The sequence below is a fragment of the Alloprevotella sp. oral taxon 473 str. F0040 genome, from assembly GCF_000318095.2.
GTDB lineage: Bacteria > Bacteroidota > Bacteroidia > Bacteroidales > Bacteroidaceae > Alloprevotella.
Map to the genome: position 1 here is coordinate 88,390 of NZ_KB290718.1, position 18,109 is coordinate 106,498.

Genomic DNA, 18,109 nt, shown 5'->3' on the forward strand with positions numbered 1-18,109 from the left:
ATTACAATCTCAAAATTATTCACCCAAAATTTACCTACATTTTGCAAAGTCTAGATATTACAATTCGTAGTTTTAAGAAAATGTCGCCTGCGTCAGATTGCACAAATCACCCTATTTTGCGCAATCGCAAAGGCAATCCCAGCCATTAACACTCTTTTTATTGCAGTTTCTTTGCGAAATACTTGCAAGATATAAAGATAATATCGTATTTTTGTGTCGTCTGAGATAAATAACCCGCGACAAATCTCCATCAGCAATGGAAAAGCAGACAACACGACAGTGCAAAAATGCAGAAATTACTGCATATTTTCAAAGTCGCAGCAGTTCTTCTAAATCTGCAGCAACCTTCTCACTGTCACCCAACCCATTTCCACTACTGAGGGAGGTTTCCTCAACAAACAATCATTCAAACAACAACCATCATGAAACTGACCGATATTGCAGGTAGCTTCGAAGGTAACATCTGGAAGCGCGAAGTAAATGTACGCGACTTCATCCAGTACAACTACACTCCTTATGAAGGCGATGACAGCTTCCTCGCCCCTGCCACTGACAACACGCTCGCCCTTTGGGACAAATTGAGCGAAATGTTCAAGGTAGAACGTGAGAAGGGTCTCTACGACGTAGAAACTCGTCTTCCCCAAAGTGTCACCACTTATGGTGCTGGCTACATCGACAAGGACAAGGAAGTCGTAGTAGGTCTCCAAACTGACGCTCCCCTCAAGCGCGGTATCTTCCCCAAGGGCGGTGTGCGCATGGTAGAAAATGCCCTCAATGCTTATGGCTATGAGTTGGATCCATGGACTAAAGAAATCTTCACCAAGTATCGCAAGACTCACAACGAAGGTGTGTTCTCGGCTTACACTTCCGACATCCGTCGCTGCCGCAACAGCCATGTCATCACTGGTTTGCCCGATGCTTATGGTCGCGGTCGCATCATCGGTGACTATCGCCGTGTTGCCCTCTATGGTGTAGACAACCTCATCGCTGACAAGCAAGCTTATCTCAATCGTCTTGAAATCCAAGAGATGAACGACAAGACGATTCAACTCCGCGAAGAGACTACCGAGCAAATTAATGCTTTGAAAGAGCTCATCAAGCTCGGTGAAGCTTATGGTTTCGATCTCTCTCGTCCTGCTGAGAACGCTCGCGAAGCAGTACAATACGTATACCTCGCTTACCTCGCAGCCATCAAAGACCAAGATGGTGCTGCTATGTCTATCGGTCGTGTGTCTACTTTCTTGGACATTTACATCGAACGTGACATCAAGGCTGGTAAGCTCTCTGAAGTAGAAGCTCAAGAACTCATCGACCAGTTCGTGATGAAGCTCCGTATCGTGCGCTTCCTCCGCACTCCTGAGTACAACGCTCTCTTCTCTGGTGACCCTGTTTGGGTGACTGAATCTATCGGTGGTATGGGTATGGACGGCCGCACTATGGTAACGAAGACCAGCTTCCGTATCCTCCACACCCTCACCAACCTCGGCCCTGCGCCCGAACCCAACCTCACTGTGCTTTGGTCTACTCGTCTTCCTGAAAACTGGAAGAAGTACTGCGCTAAGATGTCTATCGCTACCTCTGCTATCCAGTATGAGAACGATGACCTCATGCGTCCTGACTACGGTGATGACTACGGTATCGCATGCTGCGTATCTCCTATGCGCATCGGTAAGCAAATGCAGTTCTTCGGTGCTCGCGCCAACCTCGCTAAGTGTCTTCTCTATGCCATCAACGGTGGTGTCGATGAACTCAACGGTAAGCAAATCTCTCCCCTCTTCCCTGCTATCACAAGCGAATACCTCGATTTCGATGAGGTAATGGCTAAGTTCGAGCAAATGATGAGCTGGTTGGCTCGCGTTTATTGCAACGCCCTCCGCATCATCCACTACATGCACGACAAGTATAGCTACGAAGCTCTCGAAATGGCTCTTCACGACGGCGACATCATTCGCACTCGCGCTAGCGGTATCGCTGGTATCTCCATCGTGGCAGACTCTCTCGCAGCAATCAAGTTTGGCAAGGTGCGCGTGATCCGCGACGAGCGTGGCCTCGCTGTTGGTTTCGAACAAGAAGGTTCTTACGTGCCTTTCGGTAACAACGACGATGCTACTGACGAACTCGCTGTAATGATCACTGAGAAGTTCATGAACTACATGCGTCAGCACGACACCTACCGCGACTCTATTGCTACTCAGTCCTTGCTCACCATCACTTCTAACGTGGTCTACGGTAAGCACACTGGTGCTACTCCTTGCGGTCGTCCTTCTGGCGTGCCTTTCGCTCCTGGTGCTAACCCCATGAACGGTCGTGACACCAAGGGTGCTGTAGCTTCTCTCGCTTCTGTGGCGAAGTTGCCTTTCCAACACTCTCACGACGGTATCTCTTACACTTGGGCCATCTCTCCTGCTACCCTCGGTAAGGACGAAGTGAGCCGCGAGACTAACCTCGTAAACCTCATGGATGGATACTTCACTCCCGATGGTGGTCAACACCTCAACGTGAACGTATTTGACCGCGATCTTCTCTATGATGCAATGGAGCATCCTGAGAAGTATCCTCAGCTCACCATCCGCGTTTCGGGTTACGCTGTGAACTTCATCAAGCTCACTCGCGAACAACAGCTCGACGTGATTTCTCGTACCATTAGCTCTAGCTGCTAATCTAGCATCGAGACATCCTTTCTCATCGCAAGACACTCATCGCTGCGGATAGCCCCGGCCTTGGGTGTCTTGCCCTTTCTTTAAGCTCTACAGCTATTTTTATTATCCTCTCCTCATCATGAGCACTCCCTCTCCACTCGTTGGTCGCATCCATTCCCTTGAATCCATGGGCACAGTCGATGGCCCTGGCATCCGTTTTGTCACCTTCTTGCAAGGCTGTCCCATGCGCTGCCAGTTTTGCCACAATCCCGACACCTGGGATTTGAAGGGTAAAACCCAATATGAGCTGACTCCAGAAGAACTGATGCGCGAGGTGCGCAAATACAAGAACTTCATCCGATCGGGTGGTGTCACTTGCACAGGTGGAGAACCCTTGGTGCAAGCGGAGTTTGTAGAGGCATTTTTCAAACTTTGCCACGAAGAAGGTCTTCACACCGCTCTAGACACTGCAGGATCCGTGTGGAATGAAGCAGCCCGCCGCGCTGCAGCAGAAGCCGACCTCATCCTCTTCGATGTGAAGACTGTGGACGACGACATCCACAAGGATTATATCGGTGTGACACGCCAAAACAATGCTCGCTTCTTGGACTATCTCCAAGAGATAGGCAAACCTGTTTGGTTACGTCATGTGGTGGTGCCTGGCATCACCGATAGAGACGACCGTCTGCATGCCGTGGCAGAATATCTAAAGCCCTATTCAGTGATTGAGCGTGTGGAAGTGCTGCCCTATCACATCATGGGGTCGTACAAGTATCAAGAGTTGGGCCTTCAATACCCACTCGAAGGGGTAGACCCACTCTCTAAAGAGCGCAAAGAGAATGCACAACGCATCTTTGCCGAACATCTACCCAATATCAAAATTCTTTAAACATGGGTTTTGGTTGAAAGCACACTTTCAGCAATCTCAATTTAGCTGCGCAGTCCTTACGGGCTTCGCAGCTTTTTTGTGCCCTCACTTATATAGGGATAGATATAAGGGCAAAGAGTGAAAAATACGAAGAAAACTGCACTTTTTTCTTTGCGCTACCACATTTATGCAATTTACACATTACAAAATAGAGATTTGAAGTAGTGTAAAGGTAATCTGCTAAAGTACTAAGTACCTAATAGAATTCAGACTCTTCAACTTGGGTACTTGGGATGGCAAGAAATGGGGAAGCATAACAACAAAGTTTCCTCGTACACGCGCGCGCATTCCCTGCGATTTTATGCATTTTGCTTTCACAACCTTCACCAAGCTAGGTAGCGTTTCCTAAAACTGCGGTGTTTTTAGGGCTACACAACTCATCATTTTTAGGGTAGCACATTGCAAAATTATCTTCTATATGAAGATTCATAACTAAACACTGTTCCTAATACCCTAGTACACTCCTTATATTCAACATGCTACAATGATTTCTGTGAAGGTTGTGAAAGCAAAAAGTGCAAAAATTGCTGTAGTGCGCGCGTACGCGCGCACGCGAGAGCGACGGAATATTGAAAGATACACACAAGAAAAGAAAACTTTAAGTTTGCCTACAGCTTGCTCGGAGAAGACAAAGAAAAAGTCGGAGATGATGATCAATCTCTCCGACTTTCTTCCCACTAAATCGGAGAGATTCTCTATCAACTCCGACATAATCTTTCACGCTCTAACATGATATGAACCGCTTCACTAAATCTCTCCCTAAACAGAATTATTTCTTTGGGGTAACCAATCGGTGGGCATTTCTACTACTACCTGTGGTCCCTTGCTTCATCAGAAAAGTTAAGTGGCCATGACTCAAAAACGATAACGCACCCTAAGCCCCAATCGCAAGGAATAGTCAGAGGATTCTTCAACTGCCGCAGCGTTAGAGGCATGCGGACGATTCCAACGATGCATCATGGCTATGCGAGTGGACAGAGACCACGCTCGAGAGGGATTCCAGTTCACCACAGCGACTCCCGAACAACCTGTGCCATAAAAAACAGGAAAAGCTCCCGTACCAGGTAGCTGGGGCTGGTAGGTATATAGGCGAGTGTCGAAACTATCGGTGGAGAAGAGATTCAGAGCCCCCGAAACCTCCCAAGGAGAAGAGGGAGCATAGCGTAGACGTAGAGAAGCCATGGCTCCATACTGCTGCTTTCCCCGCAGCTGTTGCTTATTCATAGCTACATCTAAGCTGGTTTGGCACATCCAGGCTCCTGAAGTACGCCGAACGCTCAGGCGCAGCGACTGACGTGCCACCCACTGCAACCATGGCGCGTGCTGAGGGATGGTCTGTTGCTGCGACGTGAGACGATAGCGCAGCGACCACTGCACTGCACGATAAGGAACGTAGGTGATGAGTGATTGGGCCGCGACACCCGACGAAGGGGCAGCTGCTCGCCATGTGGGCAAGGGATGATGATAGACATGAACAAAACTTTGCCAATGCAGTTTGCGCCAGCGCGAGGTTTCGTAACCCAGGAGTGCCCCCATCTCATTTTGCACCTTCGTGCCCCGCTGGAAGGTACGTGCCATCGGTGCGATGTTACGACCACTCAAGTGGCGAAGCTGAAGCAGAAGAATGTCGGATGAGGAAAGTTGATAGCGCAGAAAACTGGCGAAGGCTGTTCCTCCAGAAAGATTCACCGTGCCTTCACCTTGCACGCTCCAATGGCGGGCATAGTGAGCAAAGTCTACACTCACTCCCAAGGCATCACTCCCTACCATAGGAGCAGGCACACCGCGCTTGGTTGGACTTGACGGGAAGGGACGAGAAAAGTGATTGCCTAAAAAGCCTATACCCCACTCTGTTTGGACATTTTTCCAAGCACCGTGCGCTCCGAAGAGGAAATGACCTAAGGTGGCACGATGTGAGAGTTCAAGACGAGAGCGATGCAGGCCATTTGAATAGACAGACTTCACCTCACCATCTTGAAAACTGGCATCTAAGGTGCGATAACTCGCAAAGGCTGTCCATTGCCAACGACCTTGTTGCTGTTGCCAGGCTGCTCCGCGCAAATAATGCGCCTCATCGGTGGAGGTGTTGGGGGTGATGCGCGTGAGATGTCGAGGAAGACTTAAAAAATAGGGTTGTACGAAAGTGCCGAAACGATGACCGATGAGGAGACCTTGGGCAAACTGGGCATGATAATCACCCAAAATGAGTTGGCGTTGCTTCTTAAGGTTGTGCTTTTCGACGAAAAAGGAGGCATGATCGAAAGGTACATTACGATAGGCCGCTAGCGGTTCTCCAATGTCGTGATCCAGGGTGAGCCCTGCTCTCCATGATTGGTGCGACTGCACGCGATATCGCAAGGTGTTGCTCCAAGGGAGTCCGAGAAAACGGTGTTTCTCATCGACTGGATGCTGAGAATTTCCACCAAAGAATGGCGAACTAGGAAGGGGCAATTGTGCGCGATATTCGAGACTATGACGAGCTGAGATCCACTGATGCCGAAAATCACTAGGGGATTGGAGGGTGTCGCCCGCTTCGACAAAAAGGCTGAGCCACTTGAGTTGCTGCGCTTCCAAACCATGCACCATCATGAGATCGGACGGAGAGGAGAAAGCACGCAATCGACTGCGATAGGCGAGCAAAGAATCGACCTGAGAAGCAGAAAGCAAGGAAAGTTCGAGGAGTTGTTGACGAGTGGCGATGTTAAGATTCAATGGATGTTGATACAGATTTTCTAAATAATCAAGAGTCGTGCCTCCACGATCTATGGGGGAGGGGCTATCATCATCAACTTCTCGGCTCTGAAGATACTCTTCCACAAAATCATCCCAGGAGATGAGGGGCTTTCCGCGTACGATAGTCTGTGCAGGAAGTAGAAGTGTACACCAAAACCCTAGGATAAGAAGGAGGTTTCTCATAGTCAGATCGGTTGTTGTAAGGGAGAAGGTATTAGGAGTAAGGTGAAGGTTCGATTGATGCGGATCAGAAGAAGAGGAGGAAACAAAGCAGCGCATCCTTCTTTCGCGCAATAAGGAGCGAAAAAGAAGGATGCGCGAAGCAATGTTTAGGAGGTTGGTAAGAGCTTAGAATTTAGCTACGATACCGAAAGAGAGATTAGCTTGTGAGTAGTTGCCTGAAAGCACTTGTTGGCGTACCTCAGCATTCACAAATACATTTTCAGAAAGGAAGTATTGCACACCACCACCGAAGTTGGCTCCTAATGAACCTGTGTGGGTGTAGACTGTGGTATTCTCAAGGGTGCCGAGCTTCAAACCCCAGTTGGAGAAAGAGAAACCTGCGAGGGGATACACGGCAAACTTAGGAGAAAGACGGAATACGTAGTGAGCATTGGCATTGATGTCCCAAGCGTACAAACCGTTGGAGGGGAAATAGTAGCCGAAAGAGCCTTCAAGACGTACGTTGTTCGTCACAAAGTGCTGGTACTTGGCCCCGATACCGATGTTGTTGTTGTAGCTACCAAAGAGGAGGTTTAAACCTAAGGCTTTGGTATTGGTGTTGTCGTTAGCTACAATGAAAGCCTGTGCTTGGGGTTGGGTTTGTGCTTGGCTTTGCACCGCAAAAGCAAGCATAGCCGCAAAGAAAAGAGTTTTTTTCATCTGATGATTGTGTTGGATGATGCGAAATAAAAGAGCACCCACCTCAACAATAAAGGAAGTGGATGCTGCAAAAATAGTAAATCTTTTTGAATATCACGTGACTCTGCACTGATAATCTGCCTTTCTGCTGAAGAATTAGCCGATTTCGATGATGCGCGCTCCATCGGGAAGAGGGAAATGTGCATCGTGACTAACGACGACAATGGCACGATGCTGGTGCTGCTCCAAGAGGGTTTCGTAGAGTTCATGACGTGTTGCGGTGTCGAGGTGGGTATCTGGCTCATCGAGAAGCAACAACTGCGGAGAACTTACAAGTGCACGAGCCAAAAGAGTGCGTTGCCACTGTCCTCCACTGAGGGAGTCGATGGGACGTTCTGCAAGTTCTGACAGATTGAGCATCTCGAGAGTGGCCATCGTAGTAGCGCGCTCTGATACTCCAAAAGGTTTCCACCACGGCATGGAGCATTGCAGGCCGCTACGCACGGTCTGGAACACCGTGATGGGAAATTGACGATCGATGCTGCGATGCTGGGGCAAATAGCCAACAGTGAGTCCTTCTGCTCGTTGGATGGTGCCACTTGTGGGAGTAAGAAGCCCGCTGATGACTTTTAGTAGAGAGGTTTTGCCACCGCCATTTTTGCCACGCAACACGATGAAATCTCGCTCTTCGATGGAGAGCGAGAAGTGCGAGAGAATGTCGCGACGATGATCGTAGGAGAAACTGACGTCGCTAAGGGTGATGAGGGTGGACATTACTGGGGAGACTGTACGAGGGTTCGGGCGATGTGGAGCATTTGCTTGTCCCATGCCACAGAAAGTGGGGCGATGCTGACGATGCGGGCTCCAGTGCTCTCGGCGATGCGACGTGCGGCACGGCCTGCATGCTCTTCTTGGATGAAAACGACTTGCACATTGTTGTGCTTGGCTTGGAGGATAAGCTGCTGCATACGATCGGCAGAGGGTTCACGACCGTCTTGTTCTACTGCTATCTGCTGAAGTCCATAGTCACGAGCGAAGTATCCCAAAGCGGGATGGTAGATCATGAAGGTGCGATGGACAAGGGGGCGGAGGATTTGGCGGATTTCTCCATCGAGCGAATCTATGTGCTGTACCAAACTATCATGGCGTTGTTGATAAAAAGCGGCATTGGCACTGTCTACTTGACAAAGTCCACGGAGCACATTGCGAGCGATTTGCTTGCCTGATGTGGTGGAAAGCCAAGTGTGAAGATCGATGCCTTCTATATGTTGGTGCTGCTGATCGTGAACATGATTATCTTCGAGCAATACAATGCTATCGGAGCTATTAACCACCAGAAGATTGGGAGCATTCTCGGTGAGTTTCCTCAAGCGTTCTTGTTCAAAACCTAAGGTGCCAACACAGAAATAAGCGCGGCTGTCGGTGGTTTGCACCACTTGTTGAGGGGTGAGTTCGTAGGTTTCTGGGCTTGCTCCTGCGGGAACGAGCGTATTGACCTGAAAACGATCACCTCCAATGGCTTCCACAAAGTAGCGCAGGGGTTCGATACTCACTGTCACGATGGGACGATGATCGACTACATCGCGACATGATCCCAAGAAGAAGGGAAGCAATAAGAACAAGATAAACTGAAATCTTGAAAGCATAAGTCAAGTTATGGGAAATTACAAAAAGGATTGCACCTCTTGTGTAGCTAGCACCACAAAGCAATAGCGAACGAACTTGCCTATGATGAGCATAAGAACTGTGAGTGGAAGGTTGACTCTCAAATATCCCAAAGCAATTGTGATAAGCGAACCTAGGATGGGTATCCAAGAAAGCAGCCCTCCCCAAAAGCCAAATTTATGCACATAGCGTTTTCCTCGTTCTAAAGCTTGGGGATTGACACGAAGATAACGCTCTATCATGTCTTCACGTCCTAAACGTCCGATGCCATAGTTGGTGGCTGATCCTAAGGTGTTGCCAATGGTGCCGACCACAAGGAGTTCTAAAGGTGCTACACCGGCAGCGACTAAAGCGGATAATACGACTTCAGAAGCCAAAGGAAGGATGCTGCCTGCAAAAAAAGCGGCGATAAACATGCCCCAGAGGCCGTGTTCTATTAAAAATTGGATAATAACGTCCATAAATCAAAGTAGTTGGCTACGCCAAGAAGAAGGAAGAGCAACATCCAAAGGATGAACCAGGCATTCATGCCGCGGCCTTTGGCAAGCGCAAAGTAGTGACCAATAAAAGGTACGAGCGTTACAAGACATAAAGGCAGCGTGGTGGCAAAAAACTGCGGGAGGGCAAAATGGAGAAAGGTAAGGGGAAGCACTTGTAGCAGGAGAAGATAATGATATTGTCGCGTGCGAATCTTGTCGTTATAAGCAGTTCTCAAGAAATGCACGACACTCACTATGCTGATGAGGAAGACTAGCCCACCACCCATCCACTGCGAGGGTGGAACGTGAGTAAACTGCATCGGTTGCCAGAGCCTTTCTAGTTGCCACAAACTGATATAAGGCTGCAACACCTCGCGTGCGAAAAGGAAAACTGGGAGCAGGATCCAATAGGGAAGCGACAATCCCAGAAGAGCTGCCATAGCCGACTTGCCCGTGAGCGCACGAAGATGACGTTCAGAAGAGAAGAGGAGGAACGGCACTAGGAGCAGCAGCGGAGGAAAGGCTATACTTCCTACACCGATGAGAAAGAAAGCATGAAAAAAATAGCCTTGGGGTGCATAAACTCCATAAGTGCGAAAGAGCAGGAAGTAGGCACCAAGCAAACAACAGGCAGGGAAAAGATGCCAACCTAGGAGATGCAGCTGCGGAAAAATGAGAAAAAGAAAAAGGAAAGTGAGACTATTCATGCGAGAACGCACGCGAATGAGCTGGTATTGCGTGTTCCAAGCCATCATGAAATAAGTCATCACTCCAACCAAAGCCCATCCTCCCCACAACGCTAGGTTCTGGATGTCAGGCATCATCCAGATGATGGAAGCAAGTATCACCAATATGGGTAGTGAAATCATGCTTTCAGAAACGCGGTTGCGAAAGGGTTGTGAACGCATGGGGAGGATGGCTGTGGAGTTGTCAATAGATGATTAAGACATTTTAGGGACATCATGAATGTTGTCAAAAATCATCACAAATCATAGGGTCATATCGCAGAACGCTTCACTCGTTCTCGTAGAAGATTTCGAGATTCCTAATGAAGATCTCACACGATGAAAACAGATTTACAAATCAAATCCGATGTCTCGACGGAAATACTTCTTCTCAAACTGGATTTGTTCGGCACCACGCATTGATTTTTCTAGTGCTTCTTCACGAGTGACTCCATAAGAGCTCACGGCGATGACACGACCTCCGGCAGTGACGAGCTGTCCATCCTTGAGTGTCGTTCCAGCATGGAAGACTACACTACCCTCTACTTCAGCGTTTGAGATGGAGAACCCTTTGTCGTAAGCCTCTGGATAGCCTCCGCTCACACACATCACGCAGACAGCTGCGCGTTCATCAAATGTGATGGTGCGCTGATCGAGGTTACCTTCCGCCACACCTTCGAGAAGATCTACCAAATCGCTCTTGATACGAAGCATCACACTTTCGGTCTCGGGATCCCCCATACGGCAGTTGTATTCAATCACCTTAGGTTGCCCATCGCAGTTGATGAGTCCGAAGAAGATGAAGCCTTTGTACACAATGCCTTCAGAGCGCAAACCTTCTACAGTGGGACGAATAATTTCGCGCTCCACTCGGGCCATCCACTCTGGCGTAGCGAAGGGAACGGGAGTCACTGAACCCATGCCACCGGTATTGAGTCCAGTATCGCCTTCTCCGATGCGCTTGTAGTCTTTTGCCTCGGGGAGGATCTTATAATGCTCTCCGTCAGTGAGCACAAAGACAGAACACTCGATGCCTGACAAGAACTCTTCTATCACCACGCGACTAGAAGCATTGCCAAACTGACCTCCCAGCATTTCTCTCAATGCTTTTTGCGCTTCTTCGAGAGTTGGGAGAATGAGCACCCCCTTTCCTGCGCAGAGACCATCGGCTTTCAGTACATAGGGAGCGGAGAGGGTTGCCAAAAACTCGCACCCTTCTTCCACCTGCGTGCCATCGAAAGTTTGATAAGCTGCGGTGGGAATGCCGTGACGTTGCATGAAGGCTTTGGCAAAGTCTTTAGAACCTTCCAGCACTGCGCCTGCCTTTGAAGGCCCAATGACTGGGATATGCGCTGTAGCCGAGCGAGAGAGGAAATCATCGTAGATTCCCTTCACCAATGGATCTTCGGGGCCAACAACGACCATGTCTACTTGCTGCTTCACGACGAAGTCTGCAAGCGCATCAAAGTCGGTGGCAGCGATGTCCACGTTTTCGCCTACACTGGACGTGCCAGCATTGCCTGGTGCTATGAAAAGTTGCTCAACTTTAGGACTTTGGGCGATTTTCCAGGCCAGTGCGTGTTCGCGACCGCCAGAACCAAGGAGAAGAATCTTCATGAGAGGAGGGGGTGTTGTGAGATGAATGTATAATTAGAAGTCAAAAACTCTACATTTATTTGCGGAGCAACTTGTGATAGCGTTCTTTATCGAGCAGTATCTCTGTGGAGAGCTGCAACTCTTTATCGTTGCGGATCTTGTAAGCATAAGCTCCTTCATGTCCATAGCGCGAGGAAACGATAGCATATTCCAAGAGTTCGCGCACCTCTTTCTGCCAGCGGCGCAAGTCTCCTGCCACATTGGGAGCGAGTTTTGTGGCTAAAGCTGTCATTTCAGTCTGTATGCTATCGCTATATCCTTCATAGTCAGCCCACTTCTTCAGATAATCCAGCATACGCTTCGTCTGGGTGTGGTAGGTGAAGGAACTTTTTTCCATAAAGGAGAGGAAATCTTGGAAATCCACATCAGAGATATGGAACGAATCTGCGGGTGCCAACTCATGATGGGTGTTGAGATACTTCACAGTGTAATCAAAGAACTGTTCAGACAGAGCGAGTTCTTCCAACATATCGGGCAATGAGTCAGGCTCCATCACCACATCGGGCGTGATGCCACCGCCATCTTTCACCAGGCGTCCGTTGCTCGTCTTAAATACTTTGCAAAGAGAGTCGGGCAAATGCTTCGGTTGTCCATCCGCTCCGCGATTTTTGAAATCATAAGCCTGCACACAACGCCCCGAAGGAATATAATACTTCGCCGTCGTCAGTTTGAGCATCGTGTTGTAAGGCAATTCTCGTTGCGATTGCACAAGCCCCTTACCATAAGTGCGCTGTCCCACCACAACTGCACGATCATAGTCTTGCAGCGTGCCAGAAGTAATTTCTGCTGCCGACGCTGTGCTATAATTCACCAGCACCACCATCGGGATATCGTCATCGAGAGGAGCTTGTTTTGTTTTGAATATAGCATTCTGTTCGGGATCCTTTCCGCGCACCTCTAGCACCTTTTTCCCTTTGGGAATGAAGAGATTCACCACTTGCACAGCTTCATTCATCAATCCACCACCATTACCGCGCAGATCTAGCACCAGACGTTGTGCTCCCTTCGCTTTGAGTTGTTCAATAGCTTGGCGCAAATCGTGAGTAGTATCATCACGATAACCCGTCATCACCACATACCCCACATGGTTAGGTAAGAGTCTTGCAAAAGGCACCGAAGGCTGCTTGATCACCTGTCGCTTCAATCGAAAGCGCAACAACTTCTCATGCATCGGACGCTTCACCGTAAGGGTAAACGAGGTCCCAGCTTCTCCCCGCAATTGGTTGGAGATTTTGCTAGAATAGTCTGCTTTCGCTTGTTTTCCACAGACACCCACATACTTGTCATTGATTTTCATGATGATGTCTCCCGTGCGCACCCCAGCAGCTTGCGCCGGCATGCCCATATACGGCCCGTCAAACACACAGCGGTCGCTCCCTTTGTGATAGCGAATGGGCGATCCTATACCCGCATACTTGCCAGTGGTCAGTGTCTTTAGTTCATCCGTCCGTGAGGCTTTGTAAAACTCAGTGTAAGGGTCCAAACGATTGAGCATATAACGGATAGCATCACCCGTCACCTTCTCAGCATCAAGTGTATCAACGTAATTTAGTTCTAGTTCTTCATATAGCGCATTGAAAATATCCAAAGCCTTGGTGGTTTTGAAATTATCAGACTCCTGTGCTTGGAGCGTTATCTGCGCTCCCACACCGAAGAGAAATGCTATAAAGAGGAAAAATCTTTTTATCATGTATGTCATAAGCTCTACATCCTCGTCCACATCATCGTGTCCTTGCACACATACGTGCAGGTGGGTACTACAAAGTTACGGCCTTTTTGAGAAATAGCTGTGCACAGAGGCTTTGAAATTCATCAAAACGCATCTCTATCATCTGTACTTGCTACTTCTATGCTCTGTTTTGGCGCAATTCTACCCACGTTTCGGCAGAGAGTTGAGTTCCCATCACTTGAATCACAGCAGCAGCGCAACGCGCGCCCATCTGTAAACACTCTTCCAGCGAAGCTCCTTGTGCATGCTCATAAAGGAATCCTCCAGCAAAGAAATCGCCCGCTCCAGTGGTGTCTTCCACTTGCTTCACTCGCTCAGCAGCGACCCTCACCTTCTTGTCGCCCGAAACAGCCACAGCCCCTTCGGCTCCACATTTCACCACGGCAATTGGACAGATACGCGCCAACCACTCTGCGGCAGCTTCACCCATCGTCCCTGTCATGGCTTGCGCTTCTTCTTCATTAGCAAAAACGATGTCTATCTTAGGTAACAATTCCGCGAAGAATGCACGCTCTTCTTTCACAATGTTCCAAGATGCCAAATCCAAACACACCTTCACGCCATTGCGTTGTGCTAATTCCACCGCGCGCAAGACAAGTCCATGATTTTGCACCAAATAGCCTTCAATAAACATATAGTCAGCCACAGCAAAGTCCACTTCGTGCAAGTCCTCAGCACTCACGGTTGCCGCTGCCCCAAGATAGGTGGCAAAGGTGCGACGACCATCGGGGAGAATAAAAGTAGTCGCCACCCCAGTCGGTATGTCTTCTGAAATGGTAGTGAGCGGTTTCACTCCAGCTTGCTCACACGATTTGGCGTAAAACTTTCCATGCTCATCCCTTCCAGTCCGACCTATAAAACTAGCATCGCCGCCTAGTGCCGCCACACAATGCACCGCATTGCTCGCCGAACCTCCTGTGCGACACTCGAATGGCACATTTTTGAGACGTTCCACGATTTTTTTTCTTCGTTCAGCATCTATCAGCGTCATGCCGTCTATCGAAATCCCTAATTCTCTGATTATATTCTCGTTATCTATCTTATAGAGGGCATCTACCAGGGCATTCCCAACGCCTAAAATTTTCTTCATGTAATTTTTTCTTGAAATTTTCTCTGCAAAGATAGTGCTTAATTCGAAATAAAGTACTACTTTTGCACTGCAAACGAGGAACAAGGACGTACTTTTCAAGGTTTTCCACCAACAAAAGTTCTTCTTTCTCCTACAAAAAGACCTGCTTCAGTAGCTCAGTTGGTTATAGAGCACCTCTGACTGTTAATCAGGGGGTCGTTGGTTCAAGCCCATCCTGAAGCGCAACTACCAAGTCTGCGGTAGTAAAATAAAAAGACACCTGCTTCAGTAGCTCAGTTGGTTAGAGCACCTCTGACTGTTAATCAGGGGGTCGTTGGTTCAAGCCCATCCTGAAGCGCAACGCGCAACATTCGAAAGAGTGTTGCGCGTTTTGTTCTCTATAATCCCCAAGATACAACAGTATCAAGATAAGTTTAGCGTGCTCGCCTAATAAGTCCTTACGGATTATACACTTGCCACTCAAGAGGCTACAGAATACCTCCGTCAGTTCTTTACTCAGAGATGAAACCTTAGCCTTCTCAATCCAGTTTCAACAAACCCTCTCTCTTTTCGGCTAGATAGTTGGCAAAGATGGTGCAGAGGGTGGTTTTACCGACACCGCCCTTTTGATTGGCCAAGGAAATTATTGTAGACATTGCTATTCTGAGAGCAAAAGAGGATTTTCCAAAGGCTTCACCAAATCAACGGCTGGATTCCCGATTGTTACTGTAAGAGAGTTAAGTAGTAGGTCGGCCAAATTAACTCGCTTGGATAGAATCTGGATATTATTATAATATCCTTTGACTTGAACAAAGCAATCCAAAGTCTTACCTGACATGTTCATATAGGATATATTGCAGCCATGAGCTGTAGGAAGAGTGGTAATAGTGATTGGACTATTAAATATATCTGGTCTAGAAATCCCTAATACTTTGACAGAAACCCCAGCAAACTCTCTTTGAGGTTGGTCTTCGCAGTTGCTACGATAGAATCTGCATATTGTGCAAAAGCAGGAGAGCATTTTTGAGCATCGTACAATGCAGTAACATCAAGGGCGGAAGATAAGGCGTCCACCTTTGTTTCGAATTTTAGTTTTCCTCCAGATTAAACTCTGGAACTTCGGCGCAAAAGTAAATAAGTCTCCTCATACAGCCAAATCCTGTGACTTACTATTGCCTCGCAATAGACCAAACGACTCCCCTCATAAACACAAGGAAAGTCGCTGCTCGTAAATAAAGCTTATATAAACACCTATATAAATCAAATAGAGCTTTAAAAGCTTTTCGCGTGCGCGCGTGAGAATCTTCCTTTTGTTTTTAGACAAAAGGAAAACTAAGGCTAGAGATAGGTGTACTCCGTGTATCCTTTATCGCTTTTGCAACGCTCAGCACGCTGTCGGATGACAGCGAGTAGAGGGAAGTCGGTTGGTATTCCTTTTACCTCTATTCGCAGGTAACCTTTATCTGAACAGGTTACCAGAATCGTCTTTAGCCCTAGCAAGCGCTGAAGCCAGCTTTGCTGCTCATAGTATCCTGTAACTCTGCGAAGTTCAAAATAGACAGTAGATGCAGAGAATACACCGCGCTTTTGACTGACTATTTCTGCTCCTATTATCCAGCTTGAAGAATAAAGATAGAACAAGCGGTAGAGGGTCAAAGGTATAAGTACAAAAAGCGGAAGTAAGCAGAAAGCAAAAGCGAGGGGCATGTCATGGCGATAGCACAGCAGCAAAAGCAAGCCGATAGGTAGAAACCGCCATACGAAACCATACAAAACACAGAGATACTGTTTGAGAGAAGGACGAATTGCAATATCAGATAATACGTCATTCTGAGCAGGCTTGGTTTCAGTGGCTTGCTGTATCGTGATATTTGAATAGGTAGTTGTCATCATCATTGAGCATAGTGACTAGAGATATAAGGAATTGATTAAATCTGAGTCAATTGGGAAAACATTTCTGTATATTGCAAATATACTAACTTCTTTAGTGAGGAACAATCCATATTGTGTTTTTCTTAGTTTGTATTTGACAATTTCCCTAAATGGGATCAAGAAATCCATTTTAACGCAATCATCCTTTTCATTGTTCCTTGAATTTTCAGCAAAAAAGAATTCGTTTTTCCCGTATCACCTTCTGCAAAGGAAATACTGTTCATACTTCCCCTTTAGCTATTTTTTGAGTTTCATGAAATCAAGCTTCAATGAAACATAAAGGCGCTAAATCTGTTAATCAGGGGGTCGTTGGTTCAAGCTCATCCTGAAGCGCAACGCGCAACATTCGAAAGAGTGTTGCGCGTTTTGTTCTCTATAATCCCCAAGATACAACAGTATCAAGATAAGTTTAGCGTGCTCGCCTAATAAGTCCTTACGGATTATACACTTGCCACTCAAAAGGCAGCAGAACACATCTGTCAGTCCTTTATTTCTCAGAGATGAAACTTTAGCCTTTTCAATCCAGTTTCAACAAACTCTCTCTCTTTTCGGCTAGATAGTTGGCAAAGATGGTACAGACGATGTTTGATCGATACTAACTTGTTGGCTAGAAAAGCGGACAAGAGTTGCTGAACAACACAGTTCAACTACTTTGCTTCGTACAAATTCTCTACCCTACGGATGTCCTTGTTGAAATTTCCTAGAGATAGATCTAGTACAGATAGATTGGACTCTACCTCCAGAAACCTCCTAGATTTCTGCCAATCATCTCCAACACTTTCATAAAAAACTCCGAGATTCTTCAGCAAATGTCGGAGTTTTTCTTTCTTCCATCAGAGAAAATTTTGCAATGCTCCTTTGGTTCTGAAACAGTGCGTAAGAAAGAGACCGAAAGCCTACTCTCACGCGCGCGCGTAACAGGAGTTTTTATCTTTTTGCATTCACAACCTTCACAAAATTTTCCATAAACAAATGATACACAACGAATCAGGAAGGTAACAGGAACGATGTTCATAAAGAAAAAATAGAAGTGCATCGAAAATAAACGAAAGGACAACACAAAATAAAGAAAAACAACCAGCAGAAAAAGCATGCCATTTATGAAAACTCTAAGCAATGCTGTGAAGGTTGTGAAAGCAAAAAGATAGGAATTGCTGTGATGCGCGCGCGTACGCGAGAAAACTCAAACACAACATCACCCCCCTTTGGGATGCGACTTTCATCGCAAAACATCGACCTTAAAGCAATCAACCTTCAAAGCCATATCCTAAGCACTCTCAGCCCTCCAAAATCCTAAAAAGAGTAACAAATTGGAATTATCCAACATCTTTTAAACTCATAACCCTCTGAAATTAACATCTAGCAACCCATATACTTATAGAGGCCTTCGCTCAACGGCACAAAAAAACCACTCTACAACTTGCGTTGAAGAGTGGTTTATCGTACTCCGAGCCGGGGTCGAACCGGCACAGGTTTCCCTATCGGTGTTTGAGACCGACGCGTCTACCGATTCCGCCATCGGAGCATCATTCATCACTTGTGGTGCGAACGTGATGCAAAAGTACTACTTTTTTATCTTTCCACCAAACCTTTCCTTGAAAATATTCATACCCTCATGTATTTCTCCACCATTCTCTTCGCCATATCATGCATTATCGTTATATTCGCTGTAAGTAAATTATACCCTTTATCC

General features: G+C 47.3%; 13 protein-coding genes, 3 tRNA genes and 1 pseudogene. 4 read left to right on the plus strand and 13 right to left on the minus strand.

Annotation, left to right across the window (positions count from 1 at the left end; all coding sequences use genetic code 11):
* Nucleotides 1–422: 422 nt before the first annotated feature.
* Nucleotides 423–2,660: a formate C-acetyltransferase gene (gene pflB / locus HMPREF9999_RS08770; protein WP_009752371.1), complete on the plus strand. Its 2,238-nt coding sequence runs from the start codon at nucleotides 423–425 to the stop codon at nucleotides 2,658–2,660.
* A gap of 118 nt (nucleotides 2,661–2,778) precedes the next feature.
* Nucleotides 2,779–3,528 carry a pyruvate formate-lyase-activating protein gene (pflA, locus tag HMPREF9999_RS08775; protein ID WP_044063428.1) on the plus strand — a complete coding sequence of 250 codons (750 nt, stop codon included), beginning with the start codon at nucleotides 2,779–2,781 and terminating at the stop codon, nucleotides 3,526–3,528.
* Nucleotides 3,529–4,422: 894 nt separating this feature from the next.
* Here the strand turns inward: pflA and HMPREF9999_RS08785 are convergent.
* The 9 genes from HMPREF9999_RS08785 to HMPREF9999_RS08825 all read right to left on the minus strand — a co-directional run bounded on the left by HMPREF9999_RS08785 (nucleotide 4,423) and on the right by HMPREF9999_RS08825 (nucleotide 14,505).
* Entirely contained in the window at nucleotides 4,423–6,483 is a 2,061-nt protein-coding gene (locus HMPREF9999_RS08785; protein WP_009752376.1) for a helix-hairpin-helix domain-containing protein, read from the minus strand.
* A gap of 165 nt (nucleotides 6,484–6,648) precedes the next feature.
* Nucleotides 6,649–7,182, minus strand: coding sequence for an outer membrane beta-barrel protein (locus HMPREF9999_RS08790; RefSeq protein WP_009752377.1), 534 nt, complete (start codon nucleotides 7,180–7,182; stop codon nucleotides 6,649–6,651).
* A gap of 135 nt (nucleotides 7,183–7,317) precedes the next feature.
* Nucleotides 7,318–7,935 carry a metal ABC transporter ATP-binding protein gene (locus HMPREF9999_RS08795; RefSeq protein WP_009752378.1) on the minus strand — a complete coding sequence of 206 codons (618 nt, stop codon included), beginning with the start codon at nucleotides 7,933–7,935 and terminating at the stop codon, nucleotides 7,318–7,320.
* Nucleotides 7,935–8,807, minus strand: coding sequence for a metal ABC transporter solute-binding protein, Zn/Mn family (locus HMPREF9999_RS08800; RefSeq protein ID WP_009752379.1), 873 nt, complete (start codon nucleotides 8,805–8,807; stop codon nucleotides 7,935–7,937). The genes HMPREF9999_RS08795 and HMPREF9999_RS08800 overlap by 1 nt, the downstream gene beginning before the upstream one ends.
* 18 nt (nucleotides 8,808–8,825) lie before the next feature.
* Nucleotides 8,826–9,287, minus strand: a complete 462-nt coding sequence (locus HMPREF9999_RS08805; RefSeq protein ID WP_009752380.1) for a YqaA family protein — start codon at nucleotides 9,285–9,287, stop codon at nucleotides 8,826–8,828.
* Nucleotides 9,263–10,213 (minus strand): hypothetical protein, encoded by a 951-nt coding sequence (locus HMPREF9999_RS08810; protein ID WP_044063408.1) that lies wholly within the window; start codon nucleotides 10,211–10,213, stop codon nucleotides 9,263–9,265. The genes HMPREF9999_RS08805 and HMPREF9999_RS08810 overlap by 25 nt, the downstream gene beginning before the upstream one ends.
* 168 nt (nucleotides 10,214–10,381) lie before the next feature.
* On the minus strand, nucleotides 10,382–11,647 hold the full coding sequence (gene purD / locus HMPREF9999_RS08815) for a phosphoribosylamine--glycine ligase (protein WP_009752382.1): 1,266 nt from the start codon (nucleotides 11,645–11,647) through the stop codon (nucleotides 10,382–10,384).
* Between the two features lie 55 nt (nucleotides 11,648–11,702).
* Nucleotides 11,703–13,376 carry a S41 family peptidase gene (locus HMPREF9999_RS08820; RefSeq protein WP_044063431.1) on the minus strand — a complete coding sequence of 558 codons (1,674 nt, stop codon included), beginning with the start codon at nucleotides 13,374–13,376 and terminating at the stop codon, nucleotides 11,703–11,705.
* A gap of 157 nt (nucleotides 13,377–13,533) precedes the next feature.
* The gene (locus HMPREF9999_RS08825) at nucleotides 13,534–14,505 is read right to left on the minus strand and encodes an adenosine kinase (protein WP_009752384.1); all 972 of its coding nucleotides are present in this window, start codon (nucleotides 14,503–14,505) and stop codon (nucleotides 13,534–13,536) included.
* A 144-nt stretch (nucleotides 14,506–14,649) separates the two neighbouring features.
* Between HMPREF9999_RS08825 and HMPREF9999_RS08830 the strand changes: the two genes are divergently transcribed.
* Both HMPREF9999_RS08830 and HMPREF9999_RS08835 read left to right on the plus strand, forming a co-directional pair.
* Nucleotides 14,650–14,727 (plus strand) — tRNA-Asn (locus tag HMPREF9999_RS08830).
* Nucleotides 14,728–14,766: 39 nt separating this feature from the next.
* Nucleotides 14,767–14,842 (plus strand) — tRNA-Asn (locus HMPREF9999_RS08835).
* 184 nt (nucleotides 14,843–15,026) lie between these two features.
* Here the strand turns inward: HMPREF9999_RS08835 and HMPREF9999_RS10350 are convergent.
* From HMPREF9999_RS10350 to HMPREF9999_RS08850, 4 genes and pseudogenes are all read right to left on the minus strand, one after another.
* Nucleotides 15,027–15,146: pseudogene (locus tag HMPREF9999_RS10350) on the minus strand (AAA family ATPase); the annotation flags it as partial.
* The gene (locus HMPREF9999_RS10625) at nucleotides 15,143–15,328 is read right to left on the minus strand and encodes a hypothetical protein (RefSeq protein ID WP_009752386.1); all 186 of its coding nucleotides are present in this window, start codon (nucleotides 15,326–15,328) and stop codon (nucleotides 15,143–15,145) included. The pseudogene HMPREF9999_RS10350 and the gene HMPREF9999_RS10625, both read right to left, overlap by 4 nt.
* Nucleotides 15,329–15,822: 494 nt before the next feature.
* The gene (locus HMPREF9999_RS08845) at nucleotides 15,823–16,380 is read right to left on the minus strand and encodes a PH domain-containing protein (RefSeq protein ID WP_009752389.1); all 558 of its coding nucleotides are present in this window, start codon (nucleotides 16,378–16,380) and stop codon (nucleotides 15,823–15,825) included.
* A gap of 1,479 nt (nucleotides 16,381–17,859) precedes the next feature.
* Nucleotides 17,860–17,941 (minus strand) — tRNA-Leu (locus tag HMPREF9999_RS08850).
* Nucleotides 17,942–18,109 lie beyond the last annotated feature (168 nt).